This is a genomic window from Nonomuraea sp. bgisy101 (genome assembly GCF_057708945.1).
On record NZ_JBYITD010000010.1, the window covers coordinates 238,528 to 263,013 of the forward strand.

27 protein-coding genes and 1 tRNA gene are annotated in these 24,486 nt (G+C 65.5%); 8 read left to right on the forward strand and 20 right to left on the reverse strand.

What is annotated here, in order from left to right; all coding sequences use genetic code 11:
* Positions 1 to 13: 13 nt before the first annotated feature.
* From AC3EO4_RS20940 to AC3EO4_RS20950, 3 genes are read right to left on the reverse strand one after another with little or no spacing between them, the layout of a single operon-like run.
* The gene (locus tag AC3EO4_RS20940; RefSeq protein ID WP_379574989.1) at positions 14 to 475 is read right to left on the reverse strand and encodes a MaoC family dehydratase; all 462 of its coding nucleotides are present in this window, start codon (positions 473 to 475) and stop codon (positions 14 to 16) included.
* Positions 476 to 485: 10 nt separating this feature from the next.
* The gene (locus tag AC3EO4_RS20945; RefSeq protein WP_379574990.1) at positions 486 to 1,694 is read right to left on the reverse strand and encodes a TolB family protein; all 1,209 of its coding nucleotides are present in this window, start codon (positions 1,692 to 1,694) and stop codon (positions 486 to 488) included.
* Positions 1,694 to 2,164 (reverse strand): SigE family RNA polymerase sigma factor, encoded by a 471-nt coding sequence (locus AC3EO4_RS20950; protein ID WP_379574991.1) that lies wholly within the window; start codon positions 2,162 to 2,164, stop codon positions 1,694 to 1,696. The genes AC3EO4_RS20945 and AC3EO4_RS20950 overlap by 1 nt, the downstream gene beginning before the upstream one ends.
* Before the next feature lie 211 nt (positions 2,165 to 2,375).
* Here AC3EO4_RS20950 and AC3EO4_RS20955 point away from each other — a divergent pair, with 211 nt between their 5' ends.
* The gene (locus AC3EO4_RS20955; RefSeq protein WP_379574992.1) at positions 2,376 to 3,557 is read left to right on the forward strand and encodes an AAA family ATPase; all 1,182 of its coding nucleotides are present in this window, start codon (positions 2,376 to 2,378) and stop codon (positions 3,555 to 3,557) included.
* Between the two features lie 78 nt (positions 3,558 to 3,635).
* Here AC3EO4_RS20955 and AC3EO4_RS20960 read toward each other — a convergent pair whose 3' ends face one another.
* Positions 3,636 to 4,415: a MauE/DoxX family redox-associated membrane protein gene (locus AC3EO4_RS20960; RefSeq protein WP_379574993.1), complete on the reverse strand. Its 780-nt coding sequence runs from the start codon at positions 4,413 to 4,415 to the stop codon at positions 3,636 to 3,638.
* 5 nt (positions 4,416 to 4,420) lie between these two features.
* Positions 4,421 to 5,362, reverse strand: coding sequence for a hypothetical protein (locus AC3EO4_RS20965; protein WP_379574994.1), 942 nt, complete (start codon positions 5,360 to 5,362; stop codon positions 4,421 to 4,423).
* A gap of 179 nt (positions 5,363 to 5,541) precedes the next feature.
* On the opposite strand from AC3EO4_RS20965, the gene AC3EO4_RS20970 reads away from it, so the two are divergent.
* Positions 5,542 to 6,048 carry a SigE family RNA polymerase sigma factor gene (locus AC3EO4_RS20970; protein ID WP_379574995.1) on the forward strand — a complete coding sequence of 169 codons (507 nt, stop codon included), beginning with the start codon at positions 5,542 to 5,544 and terminating at the stop codon, positions 6,046 to 6,048.
* Here the strand turns inward: AC3EO4_RS20970 and AC3EO4_RS20975 are convergent.
* Complete coding sequence (locus AC3EO4_RS20975) at positions 6,005 to 6,499, reverse strand: MarR family winged helix-turn-helix transcriptional regulator (RefSeq protein ID WP_379574996.1); 495 nt, start codon at positions 6,497 to 6,499, stop codon at positions 6,005 to 6,007. The two genes, AC3EO4_RS20970 and AC3EO4_RS20975, sit on opposite strands and share 44 nt — an antisense overlap.
* Positions 6,500 to 6,601: 102 nt before the next feature.
* On the opposite strand from AC3EO4_RS20975, the gene AC3EO4_RS20980 reads away from it, so the two are divergent.
* Both AC3EO4_RS20980 and AC3EO4_RS20985 read left to right on the forward strand, forming a co-directional pair.
* Positions 6,602 to 7,165 carry a YceI family protein gene (locus AC3EO4_RS20980; protein WP_379574997.1) on the forward strand — a complete coding sequence of 188 codons (564 nt, stop codon included), beginning with the start codon at positions 6,602 to 6,604 and terminating at the stop codon, positions 7,163 to 7,165.
* A gap of 161 nt (positions 7,166 to 7,326) precedes the next feature.
* Positions 7,327 to 7,415: transfer RNA gene (locus AC3EO4_RS20985), tRNA-Ser, on the forward strand.
* A 70-nt stretch (positions 7,416 to 7,485) separates the two neighbouring features.
* On the opposite strand, the gene AC3EO4_RS20990 is transcribed toward AC3EO4_RS20985, so the two are convergent.
* From AC3EO4_RS20990 to AC3EO4_RS21055, 14 genes are all read right to left on the reverse strand, one after another.
* Positions 7,486 to 8,829 carry a tyrosine-type recombinase/integrase gene (locus AC3EO4_RS20990; RefSeq protein WP_431897218.1) on the reverse strand — a complete coding sequence of 448 codons (1,344 nt, stop codon included), beginning with the start codon at positions 8,827 to 8,829 and terminating at the stop codon, positions 7,486 to 7,488.
* Entirely contained in the window at positions 8,829 to 9,011 is a 183-nt protein-coding gene (locus tag AC3EO4_RS20995; protein WP_431897219.1) for a helix-turn-helix domain-containing protein, read from the reverse strand. The genes AC3EO4_RS20990 and AC3EO4_RS20995 overlap by 1 nt, the downstream gene beginning before the upstream one ends.
* Before the next feature lies 1 nt (position 9,012).
* A complete protein-coding gene (locus tag AC3EO4_RS21000; RefSeq protein WP_431897221.1) occupies positions 9,013 to 10,623 on the reverse strand; it encodes a replication initiator in 1,611 nt (536 codons plus the stop codon).
* Positions 10,620 to 12,038, reverse strand: coding sequence for an FtsK/SpoIIIE domain-containing protein (locus AC3EO4_RS21005; protein WP_431897223.1), 1,419 nt, complete (start codon positions 12,036 to 12,038; stop codon positions 10,620 to 10,622). The genes AC3EO4_RS21000 and AC3EO4_RS21005 overlap by 4 nt, the downstream gene beginning before the upstream one ends.
* An 84-nt stretch (positions 12,039 to 12,122) precedes the next feature.
* Entirely contained in the window at positions 12,123 to 12,362 is a 240-nt protein-coding gene (locus AC3EO4_RS21010) for a hypothetical protein (protein ID WP_431897224.1), read from the reverse strand.
* Positions 12,359 to 12,625, reverse strand: a complete 267-nt coding sequence (locus tag AC3EO4_RS21015; RefSeq protein WP_431897225.1) for a hypothetical protein — start codon at positions 12,623 to 12,625, stop codon at positions 12,359 to 12,361. The genes AC3EO4_RS21010 and AC3EO4_RS21015 overlap by 4 nt, the downstream gene beginning before the upstream one ends.
* Positions 12,622 to 13,026: a plasmid replication, integration and excision activator gene (locus tag AC3EO4_RS21020; protein ID WP_431897227.1), complete on the reverse strand. Its 405-nt coding sequence runs from the start codon at positions 13,024 to 13,026 to the stop codon at positions 12,622 to 12,624. Before AC3EO4_RS21020 ends, AC3EO4_RS21015 begins: the two co-directional genes overlap by 4 nt.
* Before the next feature lie 129 nt (positions 13,027 to 13,155).
* Positions 13,156 to 13,977: a protein phosphatase 2C domain-containing protein gene (locus tag AC3EO4_RS21025; RefSeq protein ID WP_431897229.1), complete on the reverse strand. Its 822-nt coding sequence runs from the start codon at positions 13,975 to 13,977 to the stop codon at positions 13,156 to 13,158.
* A 2-nt stretch (positions 13,978 to 13,979) separates the two neighbouring features.
* Positions 13,980 to 14,822 carry a sigma factor-like helix-turn-helix DNA-binding protein gene (locus AC3EO4_RS21030; RefSeq protein WP_431897231.1) on the reverse strand — a complete coding sequence of 281 codons (843 nt, stop codon included), beginning with the start codon at positions 14,820 to 14,822 and terminating at the stop codon, positions 13,980 to 13,982.
* A gap of 406 nt (positions 14,823 to 15,228) precedes the next feature.
* Entirely contained in the window at positions 15,229 to 15,621 is a 393-nt protein-coding gene (locus tag AC3EO4_RS21035) for an ATP-binding protein (RefSeq protein WP_431897233.1), read from the reverse strand.
* Between the two features lie 106 nt (positions 15,622 to 15,727).
* The gene (locus AC3EO4_RS21040) at positions 15,728 to 16,567 is read right to left on the reverse strand and encodes a helix-turn-helix domain-containing protein (RefSeq protein ID WP_431897234.1); all 840 of its coding nucleotides are present in this window, start codon (positions 16,565 to 16,567) and stop codon (positions 15,728 to 15,730) included.
* 200 nt (positions 16,568 to 16,767) lie between these two features.
* A complete protein-coding gene (locus AC3EO4_RS21045; RefSeq protein WP_488186348.1) occupies positions 16,768 to 17,205 on the reverse strand; it encodes a hypothetical protein in 438 nt (145 codons plus the stop codon).
* 117 nt (positions 17,206 to 17,322) lie between these two features.
* A complete protein-coding gene (locus tag AC3EO4_RS21050; RefSeq protein WP_431897236.1) occupies positions 17,323 to 19,065 on the reverse strand; it encodes a GmrSD restriction endonuclease domain-containing protein in 1,743 nt (580 codons plus the stop codon).
* A gap of 707 nt (positions 19,066 to 19,772) precedes the next feature.
* Positions 19,773 to 20,120, reverse strand: coding sequence for a hypothetical protein (locus AC3EO4_RS21055; RefSeq protein ID WP_431897237.1), 348 nt, complete (start codon positions 20,118 to 20,120; stop codon positions 19,773 to 19,775).
* Positions 20,121 to 20,894: 774 nt separating this feature from the next.
* On the opposite strand from AC3EO4_RS21055, the gene AC3EO4_RS21060 reads away from it, so the two are divergent.
* The 4 genes from AC3EO4_RS21060 to AC3EO4_RS21075 all read left to right on the forward strand — a co-directional run bounded on the left by AC3EO4_RS21060 (position 20,895) and on the right by AC3EO4_RS21075 (position 24,456).
* On the forward strand, positions 20,895 to 21,128 hold the full coding sequence (locus AC3EO4_RS21060; protein ID WP_431897239.1) for a response regulator transcription factor: 234 nt from the start codon (positions 20,895 to 20,897) through the stop codon (positions 21,126 to 21,128).
* 531 nt (positions 21,129 to 21,659) lie between these two features.
* Positions 21,660 to 22,505, forward strand: a complete 846-nt coding sequence (locus AC3EO4_RS21065; protein WP_431897241.1) for a peptidoglycan-binding domain-containing protein — start codon at positions 21,660 to 21,662, stop codon at positions 22,503 to 22,505.
* Positions 22,506 to 22,575: 70 nt separating this feature from the next.
* Positions 22,576 to 23,466 (forward strand): peptidase inhibitor family I36 protein, encoded by an 891-nt coding sequence (locus tag AC3EO4_RS21070; RefSeq protein WP_379572685.1) that lies wholly within the window; start codon positions 22,576 to 22,578, stop codon positions 23,464 to 23,466.
* Between the two features lie 36 nt (positions 23,467 to 23,502).
* Positions 23,503 to 24,456 carry a peptidase inhibitor family I36 protein gene (locus tag AC3EO4_RS21075; RefSeq protein WP_431897243.1) on the forward strand — a complete coding sequence of 318 codons (954 nt, stop codon included), beginning with the start codon at positions 23,503 to 23,505 and terminating at the stop codon, positions 24,454 to 24,456.
* Positions 24,457 to 24,486 lie beyond the last annotated feature (30 nt).

Consider the following 24,486-nt stretch of genomic DNA (forward strand, 5'->3'; position numbering starts at 1 on the left):
CGGGATCGGCCGGCTATTCGGCGACGGGCACGTAGAGCAGCAGCGCCTCCGCGACGCAGACGGGACGGCGCTCGCCTTCGAGCTCGACGGACACCTTGACGGTGGCCAGCTGGCCCGCCGGGCTGTTCTTGATGTCGACCAGTTCGCCGCTGGCCCGCACCCGCGACCCGACGGGCACGGGCTTGGGGAAGCGGACCTTGTTGAGCCCGAAGTTGACCGCCATCTCGATCTGGCCGACGGTCATCAGCTCGGTCAGGAAGGAGGGCAGCAGCGACAGCGTCAGGAACCCGTGGGCGATCGTCCCGCCGAAGGGTGTCTCCTTGGCCCTTTCGGGGTCGACGTGGATCCACTGGTGGTCGTCGGTGGCGTCGGCGAAGAGGTTGACCTGGTCCTGAGTGATCGTGCGCCACTCGGTCGGGCCCACCGTCTCGCCGGCCGCCGCCTTCAACTCCTGCACGTTCGCAAAGCTCCGCATGGGTCGAACCCTATTGCGCGGCCGCGAGGTTGACCATTCGGAACGCGTCCGGCTTGTCCCCCTTTGTGGCTCCCCAGTACAGGATCGTGCTGGGCGCCGAGGAGGTGCCGACGCCGCTCCAGTTGCCGGGGTTGTCCGGCAGGGTGATCGTCTCGCCGGTCTCCAGGTCGCGGACGGTGTCGCCGAGGAACACGTACCTGTCGAGGACAGGGTAAGGCGACAGGCCGGAGAGGAACCCGTCGAACGGCTTGACGTCGGACCCGTCCAGCCGCTGGCTGAGCCCGTCTCCCAGGCACCAGACGGGTCCGCAGCGCAGTCTCTTGGCGTCCGGAGAAGCGGTGACCTGCCGCGTCTCGCCGGTCTCCAGGTTCACTACCTTCGTCTGGTTCGCGCTCGTCCCGCCTTCGCGCGAGGCGGCGTCGCCCGCCCACGGCCAGCTGATCAGGTGCAGGCCGTCGGCGATCTTCTCGGGGTCGCCTCCTGCCTGCGGCAGGCGCCACACCGTGCCGTCCAGCTCCGACCAGTAGATGTGCTCGCCTTTCACCGCGATGGCCTCGATCCCCATGTGCTCGCGGGTGAAGGTGGCGACCATGCGCGCCTGACCGCCGGCCAGCGGCACCGTCCAGATCTCCCGCACCTTGTCCGCGTTCACCCACCAGACGATGCTCTTGTCGTCGAAGGCCGCGTCCTGCGGGTAGTAGCGCTTCAGTCCCGGGGTGGCCGGCACGTCGGTCACCTTGCGGAACGTTCCCGTCTCGCTGTTGTAGACCTCGATCGCGCCCGCCTTCTCGAACGCCGCTTCCGCGTTGAGCAGCACCTCGGTCGGGCTGATGCCGGTGATGGGGCGGTATCTCCAGCCGTCGGCGTTCTTCGCGGGCATCGTGAACAGCGCCTTCGGCCAGGCCTGCCCGATCGGCTTCCCGCCGACCTCCCGCGGTGGGGTCTCGACGTCCGTCTCCATGCTCGCCACCGCGTCGCCAGGGCTCTCCGAGACCGGAGATGCCACGCCGCCTTCGCCCCCGCTGGAGAAGACGCCTCTGGCGATCGCGGTGCCGGTGCCCGCCACGCCGATCACGGCCGCGACGGCCAGCGCCGCGCCCATCCATCTCCGCTTGGTACGGCGGCGCCGCCGTACCGTGATCGCCGCCGTCAGGTCCCGCTGCGGCGCGGACTCGGCCGCCTCCCGCAACGCGCGGACCAGATCTTCCTCAGTCCTCATCACGCTTTCCCCTTTTCGAGCACGCCAGGACTGACGCGGAGTTTCTCCAGCGCGCGTGAGGCCTGGCTGCGCACGGTGCCCCGTGAGACGCCGAGGATCTCGGCGATCTCCTGATCGGACAGGTCCTCGTAGTACCGCAGCACGATCACCACGCGCTGCCTGCGAGGCAGCGCGCGCAGCTCGTTCCACAGCTCTCCGAAGGAGTGACTGTCGTGGTAGGAGCCCTCGGGAAGGTCGTCCGTGAGGTGCTCTCTGCGGCGCCTGCGCCACCAGCTGACGTGCTGGCGGGCCATGATCGTGCGCACGTACCCCTCGGGGTTGTCCTTGTTGCGCACGCGCGTCCAGGTGTCGCCGAGCTTGAGCAGGGCTTCCTGCACGAGGTCGGCCGCGTCCTCGGCGTTGCCGGAGAGCACGTAGCCGTACCTCAGCAGCGCCTGGCCCCTGGCGCGGACGAATTCTTCGAACTCCACGTACCGGGGACGCTCGGGGGGCTCAGGCTGTTGCAAAGATCTTTACTCGAATCTCTCGCGCACGTGTTCGATGGCGCGCTACAGTTCTCGGGAGGCTCTCGAACAGAGGTTCGGCCAGGTGGGAGGGGGTGCCATGCTCGTCCAGACACGCCGTAGGTGTTTCTTCCCAACTCTAAGACGGCCGCTATACCCGGCTATAAAGTCCGAGAGCGTGGATCCTGTGCGCAATCCCTACGCCCCTGGCGCCGGACAGCGCCCGCCCGAGCTCGCCGGCCGCGACCGCGAGCTGCAGCAGTTCGAGGTCGTGCTGGAGCGGGTGGCCCGGGGCCGCCCCGAGCGCAGCATGGTCGTGACCGGTCTGCGTGGCGTGGGCAAGACCGTCCTGCTCAACACGTTCAAGTCCATGGCGATGCAGCGGCTGTGGGGCACCGGCAAGATCGAGGCCAGGCCCGACCAGTCGATCCGCCGTCCTGTCGCCGCCGCTCTCCACATGGCGGTGCGCGAGCTGGCGCCGAGGCACCGCGCGCCCGAGCGCATCGAGGAGTTCCTCGGGGTGCTGAAGGCGTTCGCGATGCGCGATCCCGCCGCGGCCAAGGGCACCTCCCACTGGTCGCCGGGCATCGACGTGCCGGCCAGCAGAGGCCGTGCCGACTCGGGCGACCTGGAGATCGACCTGACCGAGCTGTTCGTCGACGCGGCGAGTGTGGCTACCGACCTCGGGGTCGGCGTGGCGCTCTTCATCGACGAGATGCAGGACGTGCAGGCCACCGACATCTCCGCGCTCTGCGCCGCCTGTCACGAGCTCTCCCAGACCGGCGGGCCGCTGATCGTGGTCGGCGCGGGGCTGCCCCACCTGCCGAGCGTGCTGTCGGCCAGCAAGAGCTACTCCGAGCGGCTGTTCCGCTACGCGCGCCTCGACAAGCTCGACCGCGACGCCGCCGACATGGCGCTTCTCGTCCCCGCCAGGGAGGAGGGCGTGGAGTTCACCCAGGACGCGCTCGACGCGCTCTACGAGGCGGCCGACGGTTACCCCTACTTCGTCCAGGCCTACGGCAAGGTCGCATGGGACTACGCGCCGCGCACCCCCATCACCCTCGACGACGTCAAGGTCTCCGCGCCCGAGGCCGAGGAGGAGTTGGCGGTCGGCTTCTTCGGCAGCCGTTACGAGCGGGCCACGCCCGCCGAGCGCGACTACATGCACGCCATGGCCTCGATCGGCGACGAGCCCGTGGCGACCTCCGACGTGGCCGACGCGCTCGGCCGCAAGCCGTCGAGCCTGTCGCCCGCCCGCGACAGCCTCATCAAGAAAGGGCTCATCTTCTCGGCCGAGCGCGGCCTGATCGCGTTCACGGTGCCCCACTTCGGGAGGTTCCTGCGCGCTCAGCCCATCTGACTCTCTCTAGCCGTGTCTAGAGGGGAAGCTAGGCACGGCTAGAGAGACCCATATTTCTTTGTATAACGCTGTCTAGCGTCAGGCCGATACGGCCGTATATTCCGGCATGGAGCCGGTGTCGTCCCTGCCCACTACGGCCATGCGCACGATGGGATGCCGTCCGGTGAGGTAGACGGCGAACACCACGTCGTCCCTCTCACGGTTCGCGAAGACGAAGAACCGCCAGCACAACTCCCGCCACGTGTCGTACGGCTCGGCGGAGAGCAGCTCGTCAGCGTGCGACCGCCAGGTTGCGCTCGCCTTGAGCCTGGCCAGACCGACGCTCTCGGCGGCGGGCCGCTGCTCGCACGGCGCGCGGTAGCGGATCCGGTCGACGGCCTCCTCCAGCTCGGGCGACAGGACGGCCAGCACGGCCACGCCGGCCAGCGTCCACCACGACAAGCCGGACATGCCCGTTACCGGCGCCCAGACCGACAGGATCGCCATGCCGGTCAGCACGACTGTGCGGGCGATCGAGCGCACCCCGACCGGGGTCGAGCTGACCTCGCCGAAGCAGCCGCAGCCCGCGTCGGGCCGCCGCCTGCGCAGTTCGAGCAGCACGTAGGTCGACAGCGCGAAGAACACGACGGTCCCCCACCTGAACAGCGGATGGATCGTGAGGAGCAGCCCGACGGCCAGCACCAGCTCACCCACGGCGCAGCAGACCAGCGCCGGCTTGCGCAGCGGTCCCGGCACGAGCACGGCGGGCCCGAGCCTGGTCAGCGCTCCGGGCTCGCTGTCGGTGTGGACCGTCGCCAGCTTCGCGAACGTCCCGAGCACCAGCAGCACGATCAAGATCGGCAGTTGCGATTCGAGCATGCGTGTCACCCCAATCCGACCCGGGCATTGAAGCACCCCTTGGTCAGTTCCCCACCCAGTTCCACGAACGACGAGGTCGACAGCTCCACGATGCGACCCCTTGGGGAGGTGCCGCACTCGACGCACCGATCGCAGAACCGTCCGGCCATGCAGCCGCACGCCACGATCGGCAGGCTCGCCGCCCTGTCTGTGCAGACATTACGGATGTGCAGTAACGAACCAATTGCCAGGTACGGCAGCCCGACGCACGAGACCTCGGCATCGGGACACGCCGCGTCAGAACGCTCCACCATGGGATAGGCCGCGCCGCGTTCGTCGCAGTCGAAGGCGTCGGACCAGGTGGCGGTTCCGTTGATGCGTTGCTGCGCTCCGCCGTACGCGGGGGGAGGGGTTGGTACGGCACGCGCGGGATGGCCGGGCTGCGACGTCGCGGGCAGCAGAGCATGGCCCACCCCGTCGTCGCGGATGCCGATGGCGTCGAAGAGGTAGCCCGGTTCGAGTTGGGGATGGCGCACGCGGAGGCGCCCGGTGGTCCGGTAAGGGATCACCACGCTGCGGCGTCCCCTATGGGGACCGCAGTCGAGTTCGACGTGCAGGTCACGGCGGCCTTCGATGGAAAGGATCGCGCCGGTCATGCGGGTGATGTCAGCCCAGATGCGATCGGCGACCTTTCCGTCGCGCAGCGCCCTGATCAGGACGGTGGCGCCGATGGGGAGATCGCCTGGCGCCAGGTCGCCGCCGTGCCACGCGGTCGCCCAGGGCGCGATGACCAGCCGCTCCTCGGCGCCCTGCTCGGTCTCGATGATGATCAGATGAGGGCTGACGTCGACGATCTGGCCGTTGACCGCGCGCAGTGGATCGCCGCTTTCCGGATCGGGTCCCGGGTGGCCTGCGTCGCGGCCGAGCGCCGCCGCCGCGAGGATCCGACGGCGTTCCGTGCTGTTCACTCCCCTAGCGTCACATAACTCCCGGCTCTTGCCCGCAGAGGAGAGCAAAATACACATCCTCGGTGGAACGCATTGACAACCGATGTGCGGCAGACCTTGACTGCACTTTGCTGTTGGTGGGGCGAATCCTGGATTCTGGTTCAGCCGCAATAGGGGCTCGGGCTGCGATTCTGGCGACGATGCAGATTGCCCGGCTGGATGAGGAGTTCCGCGAATACGTCAGGTCTCGCGGACCTGCGCTCCTGCGCGCCGCCCACCAGCTGACCGGGCATCCCTGCGACGCCGAGGACCTGCTGCAGACCGCGCTCGCCAAGACCTACCTGGCGTGGGACCGCATCAGAGATCACGCCGCCTTGGATGGATATGTACGGCGAGCAATGATCAATATCAACATTTCGCAATGGCGCAGGCGGAAACTGGAGGAGTTTCCCGCCGACGAGCTCCCCGACATCCCCGTGGCCTTCGAGGCTCCGTGCGAATGGGAGGAGTCGCTCGAACACGCGCTGAAAGGGCTCCCCGACCGCATGCGCGCCGCCGTCGTGCTGCGCTACTACGAGGACATGACCGAGCCGGAGATCGCCAGAACGCTCGGCATCAGCGTCGGCACGGTCAAGAGCACCGTCTCGCGCGCGGTGGCCAAGCTCAGGGACGAACTGTCTGTCCCGGCTCAATCGCCCCCGCGGTAGCGCAGGGGTGAACGACGTCTCTGATCACGCGCAGCGTGGCCAGGAACTGCTCGAGCTGCTCCTCGGTCAGCAGCCCGGTGAACGCCTCCTCGATGTCCATGAGGTGCTGGGGCAGCAGCGCCTGGAGCTTCTCCGCCCCCTTGTCGGTCAACGCCGCATACGAGGCGCGCCTGTCGGTGGCGCACGCCTGGCGCACGACGAGCCCGTCACGTTCCAAGCGATCGACGACGCGCGTCACACCACTGGTGGACAGCCCGGTCTGCGCCGCGAGGTCGCCCATCCTCAGGCTCTGCTCGGGCGAACGGGCGAGCCTGATCAGCGTTCCGAAGTCGACGTCCGACAGGCCGGACGAGGCGAGAGCGGGGGACATCCTCGCCACCAGGCCGGCGTGGACCTCCGCCAGCAACCCGAACGCCGTCAGTCGGGGGTCATCAAAGGGGATCACGTTCATATCGTAGACGACGATAGTTGACGAGGGGAATATTCCTCGTGTAGACATCTGTTGTCGCAAACATCCGCAGCGCAAACATCTCTGCCGAGGGAGAACACAGACATGAGCACTCGCACCTGGGAAGGCCTCTCCATCCCCGCCGCCGGCACCTACACCATCGACGTGAACCACACCCGCATCGGCTTCGTCGCCAAGCACATGATGGTCAGCAAGGTCCGCGGCAGCTTCGAGAAGTTCAACGGCTCCATCACGATCGCCGAGAACCCGCTCGAGTCGTCGGCCGAACTCACGATCGACGCCGCCAGCATTACCACCAACGTCGGCGACCGTGACGCCCACCTGCGCAGCGGCGACTTCCTGGACGCCGAGAAGTACCCCGAGCTCACCTTCAAGAGCACCCGCGTCGTCGGCCACAAGGGCGACGAGTTCACCGTGCTGGGCGACCTCACCATCCGTGGCGTCACCCAGGAGGTCGAACTCACCGTCGAGTACGGCGGCGTCGGCACCAACCCCTGGGGCCAGCAGGTGTGGGGCTTCTCCATCTCCACCGAGTTCGACCGCGAGGAGTTCGGCCTGACCTGGAACGCCGCGCTCGAGACCGGCGGCGTGCTGGTCGGCAAGAAGGTAAAGATCGAGGTCGAGGGCGAGGCGAACCCCGCCGCCTGACCCCTTTGTCCACAGCCCGCCGCGACCTGAGCGGGCTGTCATCCACAGGTAGCGAGCACGTTACCCACAGGCAGTGGATAACCTTGGTGACAACCCGCTGGTCAATCACTTTGCCGCGCCGCCGGAAGGCCGGTACTCTGTCCTGAGCCAGCTGGCAACCAGGAGGATTCGCCTAGTCAGGTCTATGGCGCCGCACTGCTAATGCGGTTTGGTGGCAACACCATCCGGGGTTCAAATCCCCGATCCTCCGCAGATCGAAGGCCCTCTCCCGAAACCGGGTGAGGGCCTTTCTGGTGTCCGGGTTGCAGTTTGGGTTGCAGTTATCCCCAGAGGGCCGAGTCCATGCGACCACTCGCGTCCTTCATCTGCATGGTGGCGACGTGTGTGTACCGCTCGGTGGTCGTCACCCTCGTATGGCCGAGAACCTCTTGGACCACGCGGATGTGGACGCCTTGCTCGATCAGGAGCGTGGCGGCCGTGTGTCTGGCGTCATGGACCCTGGCGTCCCGTACGCCGGCCTGCTTGAGGATGGTTTTCCACATCTTCCAGTCCTCGGTTCGCTCGATCGGACCCCCGAGGCGGGTCGTGAAGACCAGGTCGTGATCCGTCCACCTCTCCCCCGCCTTCAGCCGCTCGGCGGCCTGGATCTTCTTGTGAGCCTTCAGTTGTTCAAGTAGCGCGGGAGGGCACTGGAGGGTGAGCTTGCTCTTACCCTTACGCGGCCGGAAGACGAGACCGCCGCCCGAGCGCCGCGGGCACTTGTCCGCGTGGCCAGCGCAGTCCTTCAGGCACGGCCGCTTGTAGCACTTGTGCCCCGGCTTGGCGCAGGTCGGTTCACAGCTCCGATCATGGCTGTGGACCGTGCAGTTCTTCTTGCACGGGAGGCGATGCCACTTCCTCCCGCAGGCGTGCGGATCAGCGCACCCATGACGCCACTCCGAGCGTTGGATCTGGAACCAGGCCCTGATCTCGCCGGTCTCCAGGTCGATGTACGACCAGCGAAGACCCAGCGCCTCCCCCTGCCGGATGCCCAGAGCAAGAGCGACTGACCAGCGTGCGGCGTTTCGTTTGGTCTTGGCGGCTTCGAGGATGCTTCGCGCCTCTTCGCGGGTGAGCGGATCTATCTCTGTGACCGTGGCCGAGGGAGCGTCGATCAAGGTGGCGACGTTCCGATTGACGCGACCCCGCCTGAGGGCGATGGTCAGGGCTCGGGACAGGATGCGATGGACCTTGAGGACGGTGCTCGTCGAGAGTCCTCGTTCGAGCATGGTCGTGTACGCGGCGTCCAGGTGCTCAGGGGCGAGCTTGTCGAGGCGGTGCTTACCGAGGAGCGGCACGATCCAGTGGCGATTCTTCGAGCGGTAGTCGGCTAGCGTCCGGGGGGCCAGCTTGTCGGACAGCACAAGGCGCTCACAGATCACGTCGAGGAACTCCGTCATCCACTCTTCGACCGTGGGGACGCGGCCCGGCTTGTTGACGTTGCCTGACTCCCTTTGTCGCTCCAACTCGCGAACCTTACGGGTGACCTCTGCCTCGCTCACGCCCTTACGGTGGCGGCGGTCAGGGGAGCCGTCCGGCTTGATGCCCACGGTCACCCAGCCATGCCAGAGGCCATCCTTGCCCTGGTAGATCGATGAGCGCCCGTTGGGCTTTCTGCCGGCCATCAGGCGACCTCCTCGTGTTCCAGGGAGTGGGCGAACTCCGCAAGAGCAGCGGCGGGGATGAGGCGGTAGCCATCGTGTTTGATCGAGCGAAGGTCGCCCGACTTGATCAGCCGGAAGACGGCGGTACGGCTCATGCCGAGCATCACGGCCGCGTCCTTCGGGCGGTAGAACAGGGGGTCCATGTCAGGCCGCCTTCCCGGTTGCCGAAAGGTCTGGTGGTGGTTCGCCTGTCGCTCTGGCTTCGAGGGCCAGGAGGCTGGCGCGAAATTGCTGGCGCCGTGCGATGCCCCGGAGGAGTTGCGCGGCGCGGGGTGTGCGGGTGGGGTCGCTGCTGGAGACCGGGTGCCAGATGTAGCGGTGGCGGTCGTTGGCCGCCGGGTCGTCGAGGCCGAGGAGTTCCAGGGCCCAGGCGCGGCGGTCCTGCTTGTGTTCGCGGAGGGTCTTGTTGGACCACTTGCGGGAGACCAGGACGCGTCGGCCCGCGTAGCCGAGGTGTTCGGGTCGGTGGGCTTTGCCGCGGCAGTGGCCGGGAGTCATCCCCCGCTTGGCGTCCTTGGGCTGGACGCCGTACCGCAGCCAGTTGGGGCAGGTGGGCGAGCACGGTTCGTAGCGCAGGGCGTCGAGCATGCGGGTGACGTGGTCGCGGCGTGCCTGGTCCTCGTCGTCGGGGTCGAGCGGATCGCCGAGTGACTTGGTGAGGTACTTGGTCAGGTAGCCGAGGGCTTTGTTAGCGGCGGGGCTTCCAGCGAGGACGCCTTGGACGTCGGCCTGGTCGCCGAAGCGGAGAACGTGCAGGGGCTCTTCCAGGTCGTCGAGGGCCTGGTCCCAGGTGGGCAGGATCTCCCCCGTGGCCGGGTCGAGGTAGCCGTCTTCGTCGTTCCAGATCGGAAGGTTCTCGCTGTCGTGCTTCACTTCGTCGGCGGGTGGCCACCAGACCTGGTGATAGGTGGCCGCGGCGATCTGCTTCATCTCGGCGCGGGGCAGGGTGCCGCGGATGGCCATGTGGAGGTGTGGAGCGAGGCGCTTCTGTGGTTCGACGCTGGCGAAGTACTGGACGTCGTAGCCGGCCACGCGGCGGAGGTTCTGCACGAAGCGGTCGACGAGCTTGGAGAAGTGCAGCGCGTCGCGGGCGGCTCGTCGGTAGTCGTAGCTGGTGGGGTCTGCGGGTGCGCCCTTCCGGATCTTGCCGTAGGACGGGAGGGTCAGCGTGACGAACATCGAGGGCCGGTAGACCTGGCCCTGGGAGCTGGTGAAGGTGCGGCCGAGGGTGGTGGGTCGTCGGGTTCGCTTGGGCAGGTCGGGGGCGTCCTGGCGGCGTCGGGTTGAGCGGGTTCGCTTGGCGATCTGGCGGCGGCCGAGGAGGTTGCCGCGCATGCCTGCCTCGTTGATTTCGGCATCGACGGCGACGATGGCAGCGTCCCAGTCTTCTACGTCTTCGCCCGCCTGGTCGCGCTTGGCTTGGACGTCGGCGCGGAACTCGACCAGCCAGCGTTGTTCTTCGGTGGCGGCGGCCGGGTCGGCGGTCGGTTCGTGGTCGAGGTGCCAGCCTTCCCGGCATTGGGCCTTGCGGAGCTGCTGGTTGCGCTTGGCGCACGGTGGGCACTTGGCTTCCTGCGTGGTGCCGCATGGGAGGTCGAAGGGCTCGATCTGGCCGGTGACGATGTCCTGGCGGCGGAGTTCGATGGGGCGGATGCATACGCCGTTGGATTTGGCGATCTCGATGGCGACGTCCAGGACGAGGGGCATGGTGTCGCGGACGAGGCGGGGAAGGGTGCGGTCGGTTCCGTTGGTCACACGGCCTCCTCGAAGAGGGACGCCATGTGGCGGATGTCCTCGTCGGAGACATAGGCGGCGCGTGCCCTGATCGGGTCGGGCGACGTCTCCAGCCGTACGTACGACACGCCCGCACCCACGTGGGGAACCGGGGAGATGTGGTCGGCCAGCGCTCCCCTGTCGCGGGCTCCGTCACCGAGCACCATGTCGACCTGTTCGGATTCGTCGAGCCGGAGCGCGATCTTGTCGGGGAACAGGTTCCGGATCGTGATCACGTCCTTGCGGGGGTCCTGGAGAGCTGCCAAGACGCCCACGCCGACCGCACGGCCTTGTGTCGTGAGGGTGGCGAGCGCGGCGGAGATACGCTGCCGTAGCGCCCGATCGGACTGGTAGGCGGTCAGGAACGCGATCTCGTCGACCACCACCAGGACGAAGGGGTCTTGCACGGTGGGGACGTGGTCGCGCTGGACTCCGGCGAAGCGGCCGGCCCGCTCCTGCATGACCTTGACCGCCTCGTCGAGTAGGTCGGCGCAGTCGGCCGGGTCGGCGGCGTAGCGGTCGCCGAAGATGGCGCGGCCGAATGACAGCTCCATGAGCTTGGGGTCCAGGGCCCAGATCTCAGCCAGCCCGGACAGGATGGCGGGGATGAGCCCGCGGATGGCTGACCAGAGGATCGAGCCCTTGCCCGCTCCTGTGGCGCCGGCGACCAGGACGTGTGTGCCGTGCAGCTTGAGGAGCCACGGCTTGCCGTCCTCGGTCTGTCCGATCTCGACCGGGCCGACCGTGGCGGCGTCTGGCATCGGTACGGCGGGCAGGGGTTCGGCGAGGGGATCGCGGCGGGGGAAGGTGAGCAGGAGTCGGCCGGCTCGTTCGACGCTGACCCGGCATGAGGGGGCGCCGAAGCCGTGGGCCAGGGCCTCGATGCGGTCGGCCCAGTCTTTTGCCGCTTGCCCGTCGAGCATCTTCACGGTTACGACGTCGGCCCACGAGGTGCAGGCGACGCGGAGCAGGCGGGGCAGGTAGTCGCGGCCCTTGATGTGGCGGCCGAGTCCGGAGACGACCATGACGGGTTGCCAATGGCGCCGGTAGATCCAGACGAGCCGCCACCAGGCCAGAAGGCGGTAGCCGATCCAGGGGAGGACGACCTTGGGGTAGGTGATCGCCCACGGAGCGACCAGGACGATCGGCACCGCGACGACGACCAGCGCCAGGCGCCAGCCGTACAAGCTGAAGATTGTGCTTGGCGCGGCGGCCACGGCCGAGGCGATGGGGTGTCGCCAGAGGGACCGGACGAGGCCGATGACCAGACGAGCCGCGAAGATCACGATGGTGACGATCGCGGGGGTCTGGACGACGGCGGGGCGGAAGACGACGGCGGTGTCGGGGGTGGTGGAGACCAGGCCAGAGACCGGATCGCCGGGCAGTTTCTTCAACATTAGGCTGGGGGCCTTCCTTGATGTGAGAACCCAGGGGAGAACCAGGGCCGCCGGAAGTTGGCGCTTCTGGCGGCCCGCTTGGAATCACGCCTGCTTGGCGTGGAAGCTCTCGCAGGCGGCGAGGTAGGCGGCGGCGCTGCGCGCCAGCTCTTTGGCGAAAGAGAGGTCGGCGTCTGTCACCTCGGCCGAGCTGCCGGGGCAGAACGACACGTTGAGGGAGCCCATGTAGAGGGCCAAGATCGGGGATCGGTTGCTGTAGGTGTGACAGGTCACCCATGTCCCCTCGCCGCTCTTGAAGGAGTGGCTGCTGACCGCGCTGGTCATTTCGGCGTCTCCTTGGGAGCAGGCAGGGAGCGGAACATGTGCTCCACCGCGGCGGCGAAGGCGGCGGCCTCCTTGGCCAGCTCGCGAGCGAACGTGACGTCTGCCGGGGTGATCTGGTTGCTGTGAGACGTGGTCACCAGGACCGATATGGCGTCGAAGTCGAGGGCGAGGACCGGGGTCCTGCGCGGGTACGGGTGGGATTTGGCGCTGGACGGGCCGCTCGACTTGAGGGTGATCACCGAGACCGGGCGGGGGCGCTTCATGCCTGGTCCTTGGGCTTGGCCTGCGCGCGGGGAGCGCGCATCCCGGTGGCGCGGATCGAGTAGGCGAGGCGGCCGGTGTTCTGGGCGACGTACGGCGTGACGGTCATCCCGTCGAACTCCACGGGGACGATCGGGAGTCCAGGCGCCGCGGCGGGAGCGATGGGCTGGGTCGGAGCGAGGATCTTCACGGCCACGGTCTTCTGGGAGATCTTCGTGGTCGGGTCGGCGTCCATGACGGCGACCTGCCAGACCAGCTCTCCCGTGGTCTTGTCCTTGGCGTAGACGGTGCGGCCGTTGGACGAGGCGTCGAAGTCCTTGACCTGCTCGACCTCGCCGACGAGGTAGCAGCCGTGGGGGAAGACTTGATCGAAGCCGATGGGGATGGGGCCTTGGATGGCCATCGTTCTCTACCTCCTGTGTATCCCCCTAGACAGTTGCGGGCGGGTCCGCTTTCGAGTGGGTGTCTAGGGGGCTATGCACTGAAAGTAGATCGCAGTTTGAGAACTGTCTAGGGGGGTGGACGAAATCTCTTAGGAGAACGTCCAGTAGATGGCAGTGGCGTCATCGGAAGCCTTGCCCCGCGGCCATCGAGCACCGTCCAGGTCGCCGGCCTCAGCCTCACGGACGTGCCGGATCAGCTCGTCCGGCCCGTACTCGTCGAGCAGGTTGAGGGCCTGCTGCCAGGTGGCCAGTTCGAAACGGTCGACCAGCCGGGACGCGCCATCGCTGAGCAGTGCCGCGGCCTTCACCGTCTCGGCGGGGACGCTCCCGGTCAACGCCTGGTCTGCGGCCAGCGGGTCGACCGAGGCCACCCAGAAGCCGCCATCCCTGTTGCGGTGATCGCGCAGGGTCTCCACGTAGGCCCGGTGCGCCGCGACGTGCTCGACGGTGTCAGCCGCCAGGGCGTCCATGGCTTTCCTGTAGCGTTCGCCGACCTGGGCCTCGCGATCGTCGCAGATCACCATCGGTTCGGCGGCGCCGATGACGTCCAGGACGAGGACCGAGTCGGCCAGGACGAGCCAGTCGAGCGCGTTTGCGGTACGGCGCAGCATGACCACGGTCGCGGACGGCGAGCCTGGATGGCTGAGGTCGCACGCGAAGTCGTGCATCGAGGCGACGGTCTTGATGCCGTCAGCCAGGATCCCCGTCAGCGAGCCTTCGGTCTGGTTCATGCCAGCGAGCAGGGTGGAGCCGAGGGCTTGCGCGTACCACGCCACACCATGCGCGCACCCCGAGTCCGAGCCGTTCGGCGTGCCCACGCCGTCCAGGAGAACGGCGGCGCCGGGTGTCGCTCCAGCGAAATCCTCGTTGGGACGGCCGGGGGCCGCTTGGGTGGCAAGGGCGACGCGCACGGCTAACTCTCCTTGTCGTGGCGGTAGAGCGGGCTGGCCAGTTTTGACCTGACGGGTTCCCCGGTCTCCGGGTCGTACTCCACCTCGACGACGGTGGAGAACCGTTCTTCGCCGACCTGCCCCCACAACGTCGCGATCTCGGACGTGATCAGGTCGACCACGCCGAGCGTGCCCCGAGGGTGGATGCCGGTGAACACCAGGACGTTGCCCTGCCCGTCCGGACGGGACAGTCGGCCGAGGTACGCATAGTCGACCGAGCGCACCGGGTCGGAGTCCTCCCCCGACCGATACGTCTCGCCGGTCCGCCGGTCCCGCAGCGTCCAAGCGCCATCCTTGACCCACTCCAATACCGGGTCCGACTCGTACAGCGCCCCCATGACGGGGGAGAGCCTCGGCCCGCAGAACACGATGAGGTTCGGCCGGTTCAGGTCGACGTCGCCATCGAGGGGGACGTGTTCGAGGTTGATGGACAGATCGAAGCCGCGCGCCAGGTCCTCCAGGCGCTTGGCAGCGGTGACGTCCTCCATGGCAACGACGGGACGGGCGTTGTTGGCCTCCCGCTTGAGAGGGGTGGCCAGCGTGATCGTGCCCGTACCGAGGAAGACGCCTTCAGGCGCCGGCCCCGTGTGCTTGATCTGGTGGATACGCCCGCGGGACAGCCCTGCCTGCTGAGCGATCTGGGCATACGAGATGCCCTGTGCGTGAAGCTCCTGGATCACTCGGCGACGGAGCCGAGCCAACTCGGTCACTTCTTGTTGCGCCGCGCTCAGTCGCTCGGTGGCCTGACGGATCAGCAAGTACGGGTCCTCGATCGCGGCGATCCGCTCAAGGTCACTCGGTGGCACGGTGGTTCCCTTTCCGTGGTGCTCCGCCGAGTCTAGGCCCCTAGACGATTCACCGTCTATCCCCCTTGACAGCACAGATCTTAGGGTTTCGCCGGTAATTCGACTTACTGCCCGGATCGCTGATCGCCGTCTAGGAACGCCGCGCGTCAACGCGCCTGACCAGTCAAGAGCGCTATCCACAGCCTGTGGGCTTCCGTCCAGATGACCCGCCCGGACTCGGCCTGGCGTTCTCCCCGAGCGGTTCTGCGGAGGTAGTAGAGACCGCCCGACCTGCGCAGCTCGTAGACGACCCGCCGACAGTCACAGGTCCACTCGACGACGCGAACCCGCCCGTCCCTCCGCGGAGCTTCCCACTCGATCTCTTCGTACTCCGGCGACAGGGGCGCCGGGTGTGGAGCGAAGCACATCAGGATCGCACCATGGCGAGGGGCGATGCCTCCAGGACAGCCCAGACCGTCCGGCCGTTGTCGTCGCCGGCCACGCCCCACTTCGCAGCCAGTCCCGAGACGAGCGCCAGGCCCCGCCCGCCCATCTCTGTCGGAGACAGCGGGAGCAGGCGCGGAGTACGAGGGCCGCCCTCATCCTGTACGGCCAGACCCAAGGTCAAGCCGATGACTTCGAGGGAGACGATAAAGCGGCCACCGGGACGGCCGCTGTTGGTGTGCCTTACGGCGTTGGTCGCGAGCTCGCTCACGATGAGGACGGCGTCGTCGAGGTCTGGCCAGGTCGGGAGGAATGCGGCGACGAAGCGGCGAGCTTCGAGCACCGAGATGGCAGAGCCGAGGAACACTCGGTTCACGCGCCAGGAGGACATGGACGGCTCCGATGTCTAGGGGGCTATACAACCATGCCGCCAGCGTATGAGCCCCCATGCGAGGACTCAAGTTATTCCACTTATAAATAAGTCACTTCGGGTGAGTGTCGAGTTGCCGGAACTCCGCAGCGACGCGACCAAGCAGCGACCGGAGCTCCTCCCCGTACACCGCGACCCCAGCAAACGCCTCGAAGGTCTCAACGTGAACCCGCACATCCTCGACATCGGTCAAGGTGTGCTCAGCGGTCAGGCTCTCCACCATGCTTGCCGAGCCATCGAAGATCGTGAACCCGTGGAGAGCGAAGCGCGGCACCTGCACCGACCAAGGAACGACACCGACCCGCACGTGCGGCAGCGTGGACGCTTGCCCCAGTCGATCAAGCTGCGCCTGCATCAGGGACGCCGGCCCTGGCCACGTCCTCACCGCCCCCTCCGTGAGGACGAACGAGAACTCCCGCCCTGGCTGGAAGAGGATGCTCTGCATCTCGACGCGCACGGCCGCGGCCCGGGACGCGGCGTCTTCATCGACGTCCCGCCCGATCGAGAGAGCCAACCGCGCATACTCGGCCGTCTGGAGCAGGGCCGGAATCATTGCCGATTGGAACGAGGCCACCCGATGCGCCGCTCGCACGCGGGCCGCGTTCGCCGACTCCCGACCCGCCAAGCCACCCTTCAGTCGCGAGACCTCGTCCCGCAGGCGTGTGAGCAGAGCATCCAACTCGGCTCGCGCCTCCCTGGAAAGCTCCAGAGCTTCCACGAGACGCTCAACCGTCTCAGGCAGCGGCAGCAACTGGCCCGTTTCGATCTGCGAGATCGTCGGCTGAGTCACGCCGGCCCGCGACGCCAGATCCTTCCCAGTGAGGCCGGCATCCTTGCGTAGTCGTCGGAGCAACTCACCCAGTGCCCGCAGGCGGTCTCGACGATCGTCCACATCCAGCGTTCTACCACCCGTACGACGATCGGTTCAGACGCTGATCCAGATCACTGCCGAATTGTTCTCATGGGTATCAAGGGCGGCGCAAGCGCCGCCACGCGGCCAGAGCTTGCGGGCCGCACGCTGCGCGTGCGGCCTGGGGGCCGTTCTCGCGCGCGCCCGCCACTCGGGCCGCGCACTTCACAAGCTACCCCGAATTACCAAAGCGGCTTCGTTGAGATCGTGGGAGGCACCCAGAGCCGTATGGATCTCGCCCTCATGCCCGTCCGCCATCGTAGTTGCGCTTCCCACCGACGATCGCCGTACAGATCATCGCTGTGGAGATAGCACGGCAGCCGGAACTCTTGGCCTGGGTGAATCACGGCCACGGGTATCCAATCTTCGGCTGCGTCCTCCTCCTGTCGCTTGCCCTCGTAGAGCAGGGCGACATCGACGCCGCGAGCTACCCGGTTGCCCACGTTAGAAACTACGAGCTCACACCTGTATGAGCCGTCTCTGTCGATCTTCTCCATAAGCTCTAGACGCGCTTGCAAGGCAGCCGCTCGCTGCCCTCTGACCAGCGTCAACACAAAGGTCGCTAGGCTGATCAAGAGTGCCGCGATTGCCAACCAGTCCGAAGACCTAAGCGAATCCATCAGTGGAAGAAGCCTCCGGCGAGGCGCCGCGCTAGAAAGCCTTATCTCTGGGCAAACTTGGTGAAGATCCGCATATAGTCCTGCTGAGGCACTTCTTTCGTGTCAGAGCCGATTCGCTCATAGAGCTTTCCATTGAAGAAGACCGGCTCTCTCGATGGCTCGATTTTTAGAAGCCCCCACTGCGAGACCGCCATAAGAGATGAGTCGAGCATTTCGCCCGATACTACGCCCAAACCCGTCAGAGAGGCTTGGGTGCGTAGACAATCTCCTCACCAACCAGGACCAGTATTCGCTGAGGCTGTCACCATGAAGATTTGCCTCCCGCTCCAGTCCACATATAGCAAACTTGCGGAAACGGACAGCCCTTACGCCGTCTAGTTTTTCGATCTTCGCAGCATCTTCTTGCTTGTCGGCTATTCCTATTGCGATGTAGCCGGTATGACTACTCCCCGTATTGCATATAGCAGTTAGGGTACGCGCAACTTTGGCTAGCGCTCCATCGTCGAACGCCCTACCGTGGTCAGTCAGCGTATAGAAACCTTGCTTACAGTCAAACAGTTGGTGCTCGACTAGCGAATTGGTGAGCAGAGTTTCGAGTTGACTGGACCAACCAAAGCGAGCAGGATCCTCCTCCTGCCCATTGGCGACCTCCTCCATCGTCGGGGCGAGTATACCCTTAAACGCATTAATAGTCTGTCGCTTTGACCCCGACTCCCAGTCGCCACCGCTCGTAATATTCGCTGCGGCGGCAATACCCCTCACCCGCCCGACCACAGCAGGGACGTCGTGGACGTGACGCTTAGGGTCATCCTTAAACATGAGCTCCCATAGCGCCAGGAAGAGAGCGTGAAGATACCGGGGGCCACGCCCTGTGGGAGGAACACCAAGCAGATTACCGAAACGAGCTTCTGCGTTAGTTGTGATCGCTCGGATAACGTCGTATACCTGCATGAAGTGTTTCGCTAAGCGCTCCTCACCATACATGGAGATGAGATTAGTGATTTGCTGGGCTGCCTCACTTGTTGTCTCTTCTACAGTATTACTGAAACTGTAATAATCGTCTCTGACCTTTGTGCCTGACGACGGCACCGGATCCACAAGACAATCGATCAGAATATCGAGAACTACCTGCTCGTCCAGGGACTGGCGAACATCTTCTCGGCGCAAAATGCCATTCTTCACCCAGTAGATATCATCTACCAGTACGCCGTAATCTAGATTGCGATTACTTATGCTCAGCATCGGCATTTGTCGAAGAGGAATAGAATCGTCCGGAGACGTGTCACCTCGAATCTCAGAAGAGATTCGACGAACGAGATCTGCAAGCGGAGAGATTGTTCCCGCCTGCCTGAGTCCCTGCCTAGACAGGCGCCGGCCGCCAGAGTTGATTCGCCTAAATACTTCATCGATAGAGCTCTGACTTTCAGCTCTAAAAACCGACAGCGCCAGAGAGTAGTTGGCGAATGTTACCGAAGATGATCGATCCAGCTTAGGCGTCTTCTGCGTTAGCTTATTGTCATCCTTTAGAGCTTTAGTGTCAGCCAGAGTATCTAGATCAAAATACTCTCCTTGAAAGTCATATTCTTGCTCGATGAACGAAAAAATCGCATTTAGGCGCTGCATGCCATCGATAAGCTCAAGCGGCGAGTCGGGAGAGGTTGTAACCTCAGCTACCAGAAAGAGGGGGAGCGGGAGAGCGAGCATGATGGAATCCACCAGTCGCTGCTTCTCTTCGACACTCCATACAAGCTTACGCTGATAGCGGCGGTTCACTCTATAGCGATCAGAACGATAGGCCGTATATGCCTGCTGGATAGACTCGCTGCGAACGGTAAGGGTGACGCTAATCGGTGTTGACATGACCCTTCCTTCCTTCACTGCGGATATCCCCAGGACGTTACTACAAGACCAAGATTGACACACGCCGAATCGCACATTGATCCCAGAGTGTCTGAATTTCAGGGTCAGTTAGTGGTGACCTCAGCGTCTTGCCCTGCATACCACCTCCGAAGCGGAGTGCCAAGGAGGAACTCTCCTGGAAGCTCAGACGACGGTTTACGACCATGACCGATAGCCTCAAGACCGGTAGACTCCAGTATCCTTCCCTAGATGTCCTTCTGGCTCTGACGCCTACTGGTCGACATCCAAAGACGGACCCTCACCCAGAGAGGTTCCCTTAGGGGCCAGCGTTGAGTGGTAGCTGCAGTGGACACCCGGAGGCTTGTTCTAGTCCAGCTGATGGGATGGGATGGCTGAACACTCCGCGCTTAAGAACGTTGGTGAACGTCGCGCTGGACCCAATTCGCGATCACACGGCTATAGGCCTGGTCTAGTTGCAACCCGGGCCCGTACATAGCCGCCTCATAGAAATGGACACGTCCAGGCGGACCAGCTGGAACCGATACCCATCTCCAGCATGGGATCGTACGGCTTGGCCGCCGCGGCCTGTCTGCCCATCGCTCGGTAATAGTTCTAGAAGACCCCCATGCTGAGCTTCCGGTCGTATGGCGACGCGGTGCGCCGGCGTAATGAGAGGGCGACGGGCATGGCCTGAACGACGAGAACGACTACAGGCGCAGGCGTTCCAATTGCGGGTCGTAGCAGACCAGGTCATGATCGCTGGCCACGCCAGCGGCGAAGGCTGAGGCTTCTTCGGCCATGCTGAACACCATTGGAAAGTAGATGAGTGAGCCGTTGGCCGCGTCGATCAGCGGGCTCATCGACCAGGGGCTGTCCTCGGATTCGTCGATGTCTGGCCAGCGTTCGAGAAGGGCGTCAACGTAGGCGCGGATTCGAGGGGTCGGCGGTACGTCTCCGTCCTTCTCCATCAGCTCCATCATGCCCTCGTACACACCCCCGGCGATCTTGTCATCGGCGGGTTTCACGCCCTCCCAGACGGCCAGGTCATAGCTCACGGTGACCTCCTGCCAACTGCGTCCTCCGATGATCGCGTCGATGTCGCACCCTACAGCGCTCGATATCGGGCCAGAACTCCCACAGGGCGCTGCACTCGTCTCGGCCAAGATCTGGGACAGGTGTGCGGTGCCCCTGAGGTTCAGTCCAGGTCCAACTCACCCTGCCCAGCCAAATAGGCGAACGGTTCGAGTCGCCCCTCCAACATCGAAGGGAGAGATACTGAAGACCCTTCTCCTCTCCCGGTTACAGACCGGGCACTCCGGCTCCGGGATGGTCATCGCCAGAACCCATACCCGACAGGGCTGTTGCTGGCTGATGTTGAGGCCTGACCATCCCGCCCGCCAGCGACCCCGGACAAGCCGAGCAGACCAGGGCCACCAGTACCAGATCGTTCGTCCGGTGGGGCGCTCCATCTGGTACTGGTGGCCCTGGCCCGCTTCCCCTTCGGGCGGGTCGACGGCAGACGGGATGGTCCGGAGGCGAGGTGTCCGCTGGCGCAGACGAAGATCGACAAGGGTTGCAGTTTGGGTTGCAGTTCCGCGCCGTACCACCCTGTTCCAGCGGGAACGCCCTGCCGCATCGGGCTACATAGAACGCCCTGGAACGATCAGGCTCCTAGCTGCTAATGCGGTTTGGTGGCAACACCATCCGGGGTTCAAATCCCCGATCCTCCGCAGTAAAGAGGCCCTCGCCCGAAACCGGGTGAGGGCCTTTCTGGTGTCCGAGCGGCGGCCCGAGGGGAGAGCGCCCTGTCGCCGGCGATCGCGACCCGAATGGTGTCGTGGGCGCGCGCCGACGCGCCCGGCGCCCTCAGCGGCCGGGAGATCGAGGTCCTGGGCGCGGTCGCCCAGGGGATGAGCAACAAGGCCATTGCCGCCCACCTATGCATAAGCGAGGCCACGGTCAAGACCCACCTGCTGCATATCTTCGCCAAGCTCGACGTCGACGACCGCACCGCCGCCGTGACCGTGGCGGCCACGCGGGGGATCATCCGCCTTGGCGGCTAGGGCAGGTCTTTCGTACTCGCTGGGTTGTGCGTTGCCATGAGCTGAGCGGCCAGCGCTCGCGCAAAGCTCGGTCCCTTCGTGTCGGAGCCGGCCGTCGGCCATCAGCCGCCGCGGCCGCTCCTGGTGGCCGGACTCCGCAGCCGGTTCCCGACCGCAGCCAGTTGAGCCCGCAAGTCGTCGGCCTGCTGTAGTGCGGCCATATCGGCCTCAGTTACGCAAGCCCCGCATCGAGCGGCAACGGGACCCGCCGGCCGTTCGCGGAGCGTTCGAGAACCGAGCCGCCCTCGTAAGCGGCCGCCTCAGGCATCTGTGGGGTCATCTTGGACGAACGCGAGCCCATGTACCGCTCATAACCCGGTCTGAGCTGGCGTTTCTCGCCATCGGATCACCTGTCAAACGGCGCGTACGCCCGTACGGAGGAGCCTGTCGAACAGGCTGACAACACCGATCTTCTAGCGGACACGTGAGCGAACCGAAACGTTGGATTCCGCCACGCAGGAATCGCCCCAGCCCCTGAACCAGGAGTAACGAATGAAGCTGCCCTCATGCGCCGCTGCCCTCACGGCGGCCGTCCTGTTCGCTTCGCTGACTGGAGTGTCTGGGGCGTCGGCGGCACAGGCGGCCGACGCTGAGGCCCTTCCGAGCGTGAATATGGAAGCCACTGTCAAGGCGGCCCAGATCGACCCGCGGCGGCCCGACAGCACGCTGACCCCGGGCGCCGAGGACAGCGTGCTCCTCGTTGAGCAGGCGCTGCGCGACCGAAGCTTCCTCGACGCGAAGTGGGTGGACGGTTACTTCGGCACCACAACGGTCACCGCCTACGCGAACTACCAGAAGTCGCTCGGCTTCACTGGTCTCGACGCCAACGGCCTGCCAGGCAAGACGTCGCTCACCAAGCTTGGTGCCGGCCGATTCAAGGTCACCGACGTCATCGACCCGGGCACCCCGGTGTCGACCGGCGGTTTCGTCGTCAACACCCGCACACGAAGCATGCTGGCGGAGGCCAAGCGGCTGCTCGGCCGCGACCTCAAGCTGGATCAGGGTTCGAACAACCCCGGCGGCGACCCCACGTCCGCGGGCACCCACGATGGCGGCGGCGTCGTCGACATCTCGGTAAAGGGGATGAATTCCGCCACCCGCACCGCGGTCGTCCGCGCGTTGCGCCTTGTCGGCTTCGCCGCATGGCTGCGTAGCCCCCAGCAAGACAACTGGCCGTGGCACATCCACGCCGCTGCCATCAGCGACACAAGTCTCTCCGGCCAGGCCCAGCACCAGATCGGTGACTACTACCTCGGCCTGAACGGACTCGCCAGCCGTGGCCCGGACGACGGCCCGAAGGTGACCATCCGCACCTGGGAGGAGTACCAGCGCCGCTGACTCGTCCATCCGAAACCCAGGCTCCGCAGACCATTCAGAATCCCAGCTCCGCAGACAGAAGGAGAACAGCATGAGAACGCTAGCCAGGATCCTCACCGCGGCGACCGCCGCGATGGCGCTCGGCGGGACGGTCCTCGCCACCGCATCGCCCGCCTCGGCCGCGAACCGCGACGGCATCTGCGATACCGGCGAGTTCTGCTACTACTTCAACAGCAACAACCAAGGATCGGTCTCCGACTTCACCGGATCGATCGACGACTACGCCACCACACAGCCCACCTGCTACGACTTCAAGGGACCCGGCAACGGCAAGGGCGAATGCATCAAGAACGCCGCCGCCTCCGCCTGGAACCGCAGCAGCAAGACCGTCCGCGTCTACTTCAACAGCGGCCACGCCGGCACCTACCAGGACTTCGCCCCAGGCACCAAAGGCAACCTGAACCCCGACCTCAAGAACCAGAACGCCTCGCACCAGTTCAGCCCGTCATCATCGTCGCGCAGCAACATGTCGTTCTCGCTCTACACGGCCAGCGGCACGATCACCTGCGGGTTCGACGGTTACACCTCCACCTCCGGCCGGCACGAAGGCATCGACATCGCCCGCGGTGTGGGCTCGAATGTTCACAACCTGGTGGCGGGCGAGGTCATCAACGTTGCACGCGGATACACCGGCAGGGCGGGACTTTCCACGATCGCCATCTACAACGCCGCATTAAACAAGACGGTGATCTACCTGCATTCCGCTCCGCTGTCCTCCTTGCGCGTGGGCCAGCAGGTCAGCCGCGGCCAGATCATCGCCACCGAGTCGTGGCATGGAGTGTCGAGCCGTTCATCCGCACACACCCACGTCGAGATGCGCCCCGGACGGTACACGCGTGCGGCCAAGAGCGTCGGCGACCCGCACCTGGAGAACCCGAACCCGACCTCGTTCTGGAACTCCCAGGGCTACAGCATCCGATAACGCTTAGCGGCCACTGACAAGAAGAGGACGACAACTGTGCCTTTACGAAATGTCCGGCTGATCTCGCGGCTCGCCGCGGCGACCGCCGTGATGGCGCTCGGCGGGACGGTCCTCGCCACCGCATCGCCCGCCTCGGCCGCGAACCGCGACGGCATCTGCGATACCGGCGAGTTCTGCTACTACTTCAACAGCAACAACCAAGGATCGGTCTCCGACTTCACCGGATCGATCGACGACTACGCCACCACACAGCCCACCTGCTACGACTTCAAGGGACCCGGCAACGGCAAGGGCGAATGCATCAAGAACGCCGCCGCCTCCGCCTGGAACCGCAGCAGCAAGACCGTCCGCGTCTACTTCAACAGCGGCCACGCCGGCACCTACCAGGACTTCGCCCCAGGCACCAAAGGCAACCTGAACCCCGATCTCAAGAACCAGAACGCCTCGCACCAGTTCCTGAGTTCCGCACCGCCGACGCCGACCGGGTGCAAGACCGACGGCACGGACACCAAGCTGCCCACGACGATCCTCGTGTACCGGAAGTCCCTCGATCGTGTGGAGCGGGTGGAGTTCAAGACCTACGTCAAGAACGTCCTGCCCAACGAGTGGGTGTCGAGCTGGCCGAGCGAGTCCCTCAAGGCCGGGGCGATGGCCGTGAAGAACTTCGGCTGGTACTGGGCGCTGCACTCCAACCGCAAGACGGCGAGCGGCCAGTGCTTCGACGTCTACGACCACACGTCGAGTCAGGTGTACAAGCCCGGCTCCGCGAAGGCGGTGACGAGCGCCGCGGTGGACGCGACTTGGGGCGCCCGGCTGACTCGCAACGGGAAGATCTTCCGAGCCCAATACTGCGCTACGACGACGGCGTGCGGAAATTGGGTCGATGGCGACTGGATGTCGCAGAACGGCTCTCGCGATAAGGCCAGAGCGGGCTGGAACTACTCCAGGATCCTCCAGCACTACTACACGGGGATCGTTCTCAGCTCCTGACCCCCCTGAGACCGTCCGACTCTAGTTCCC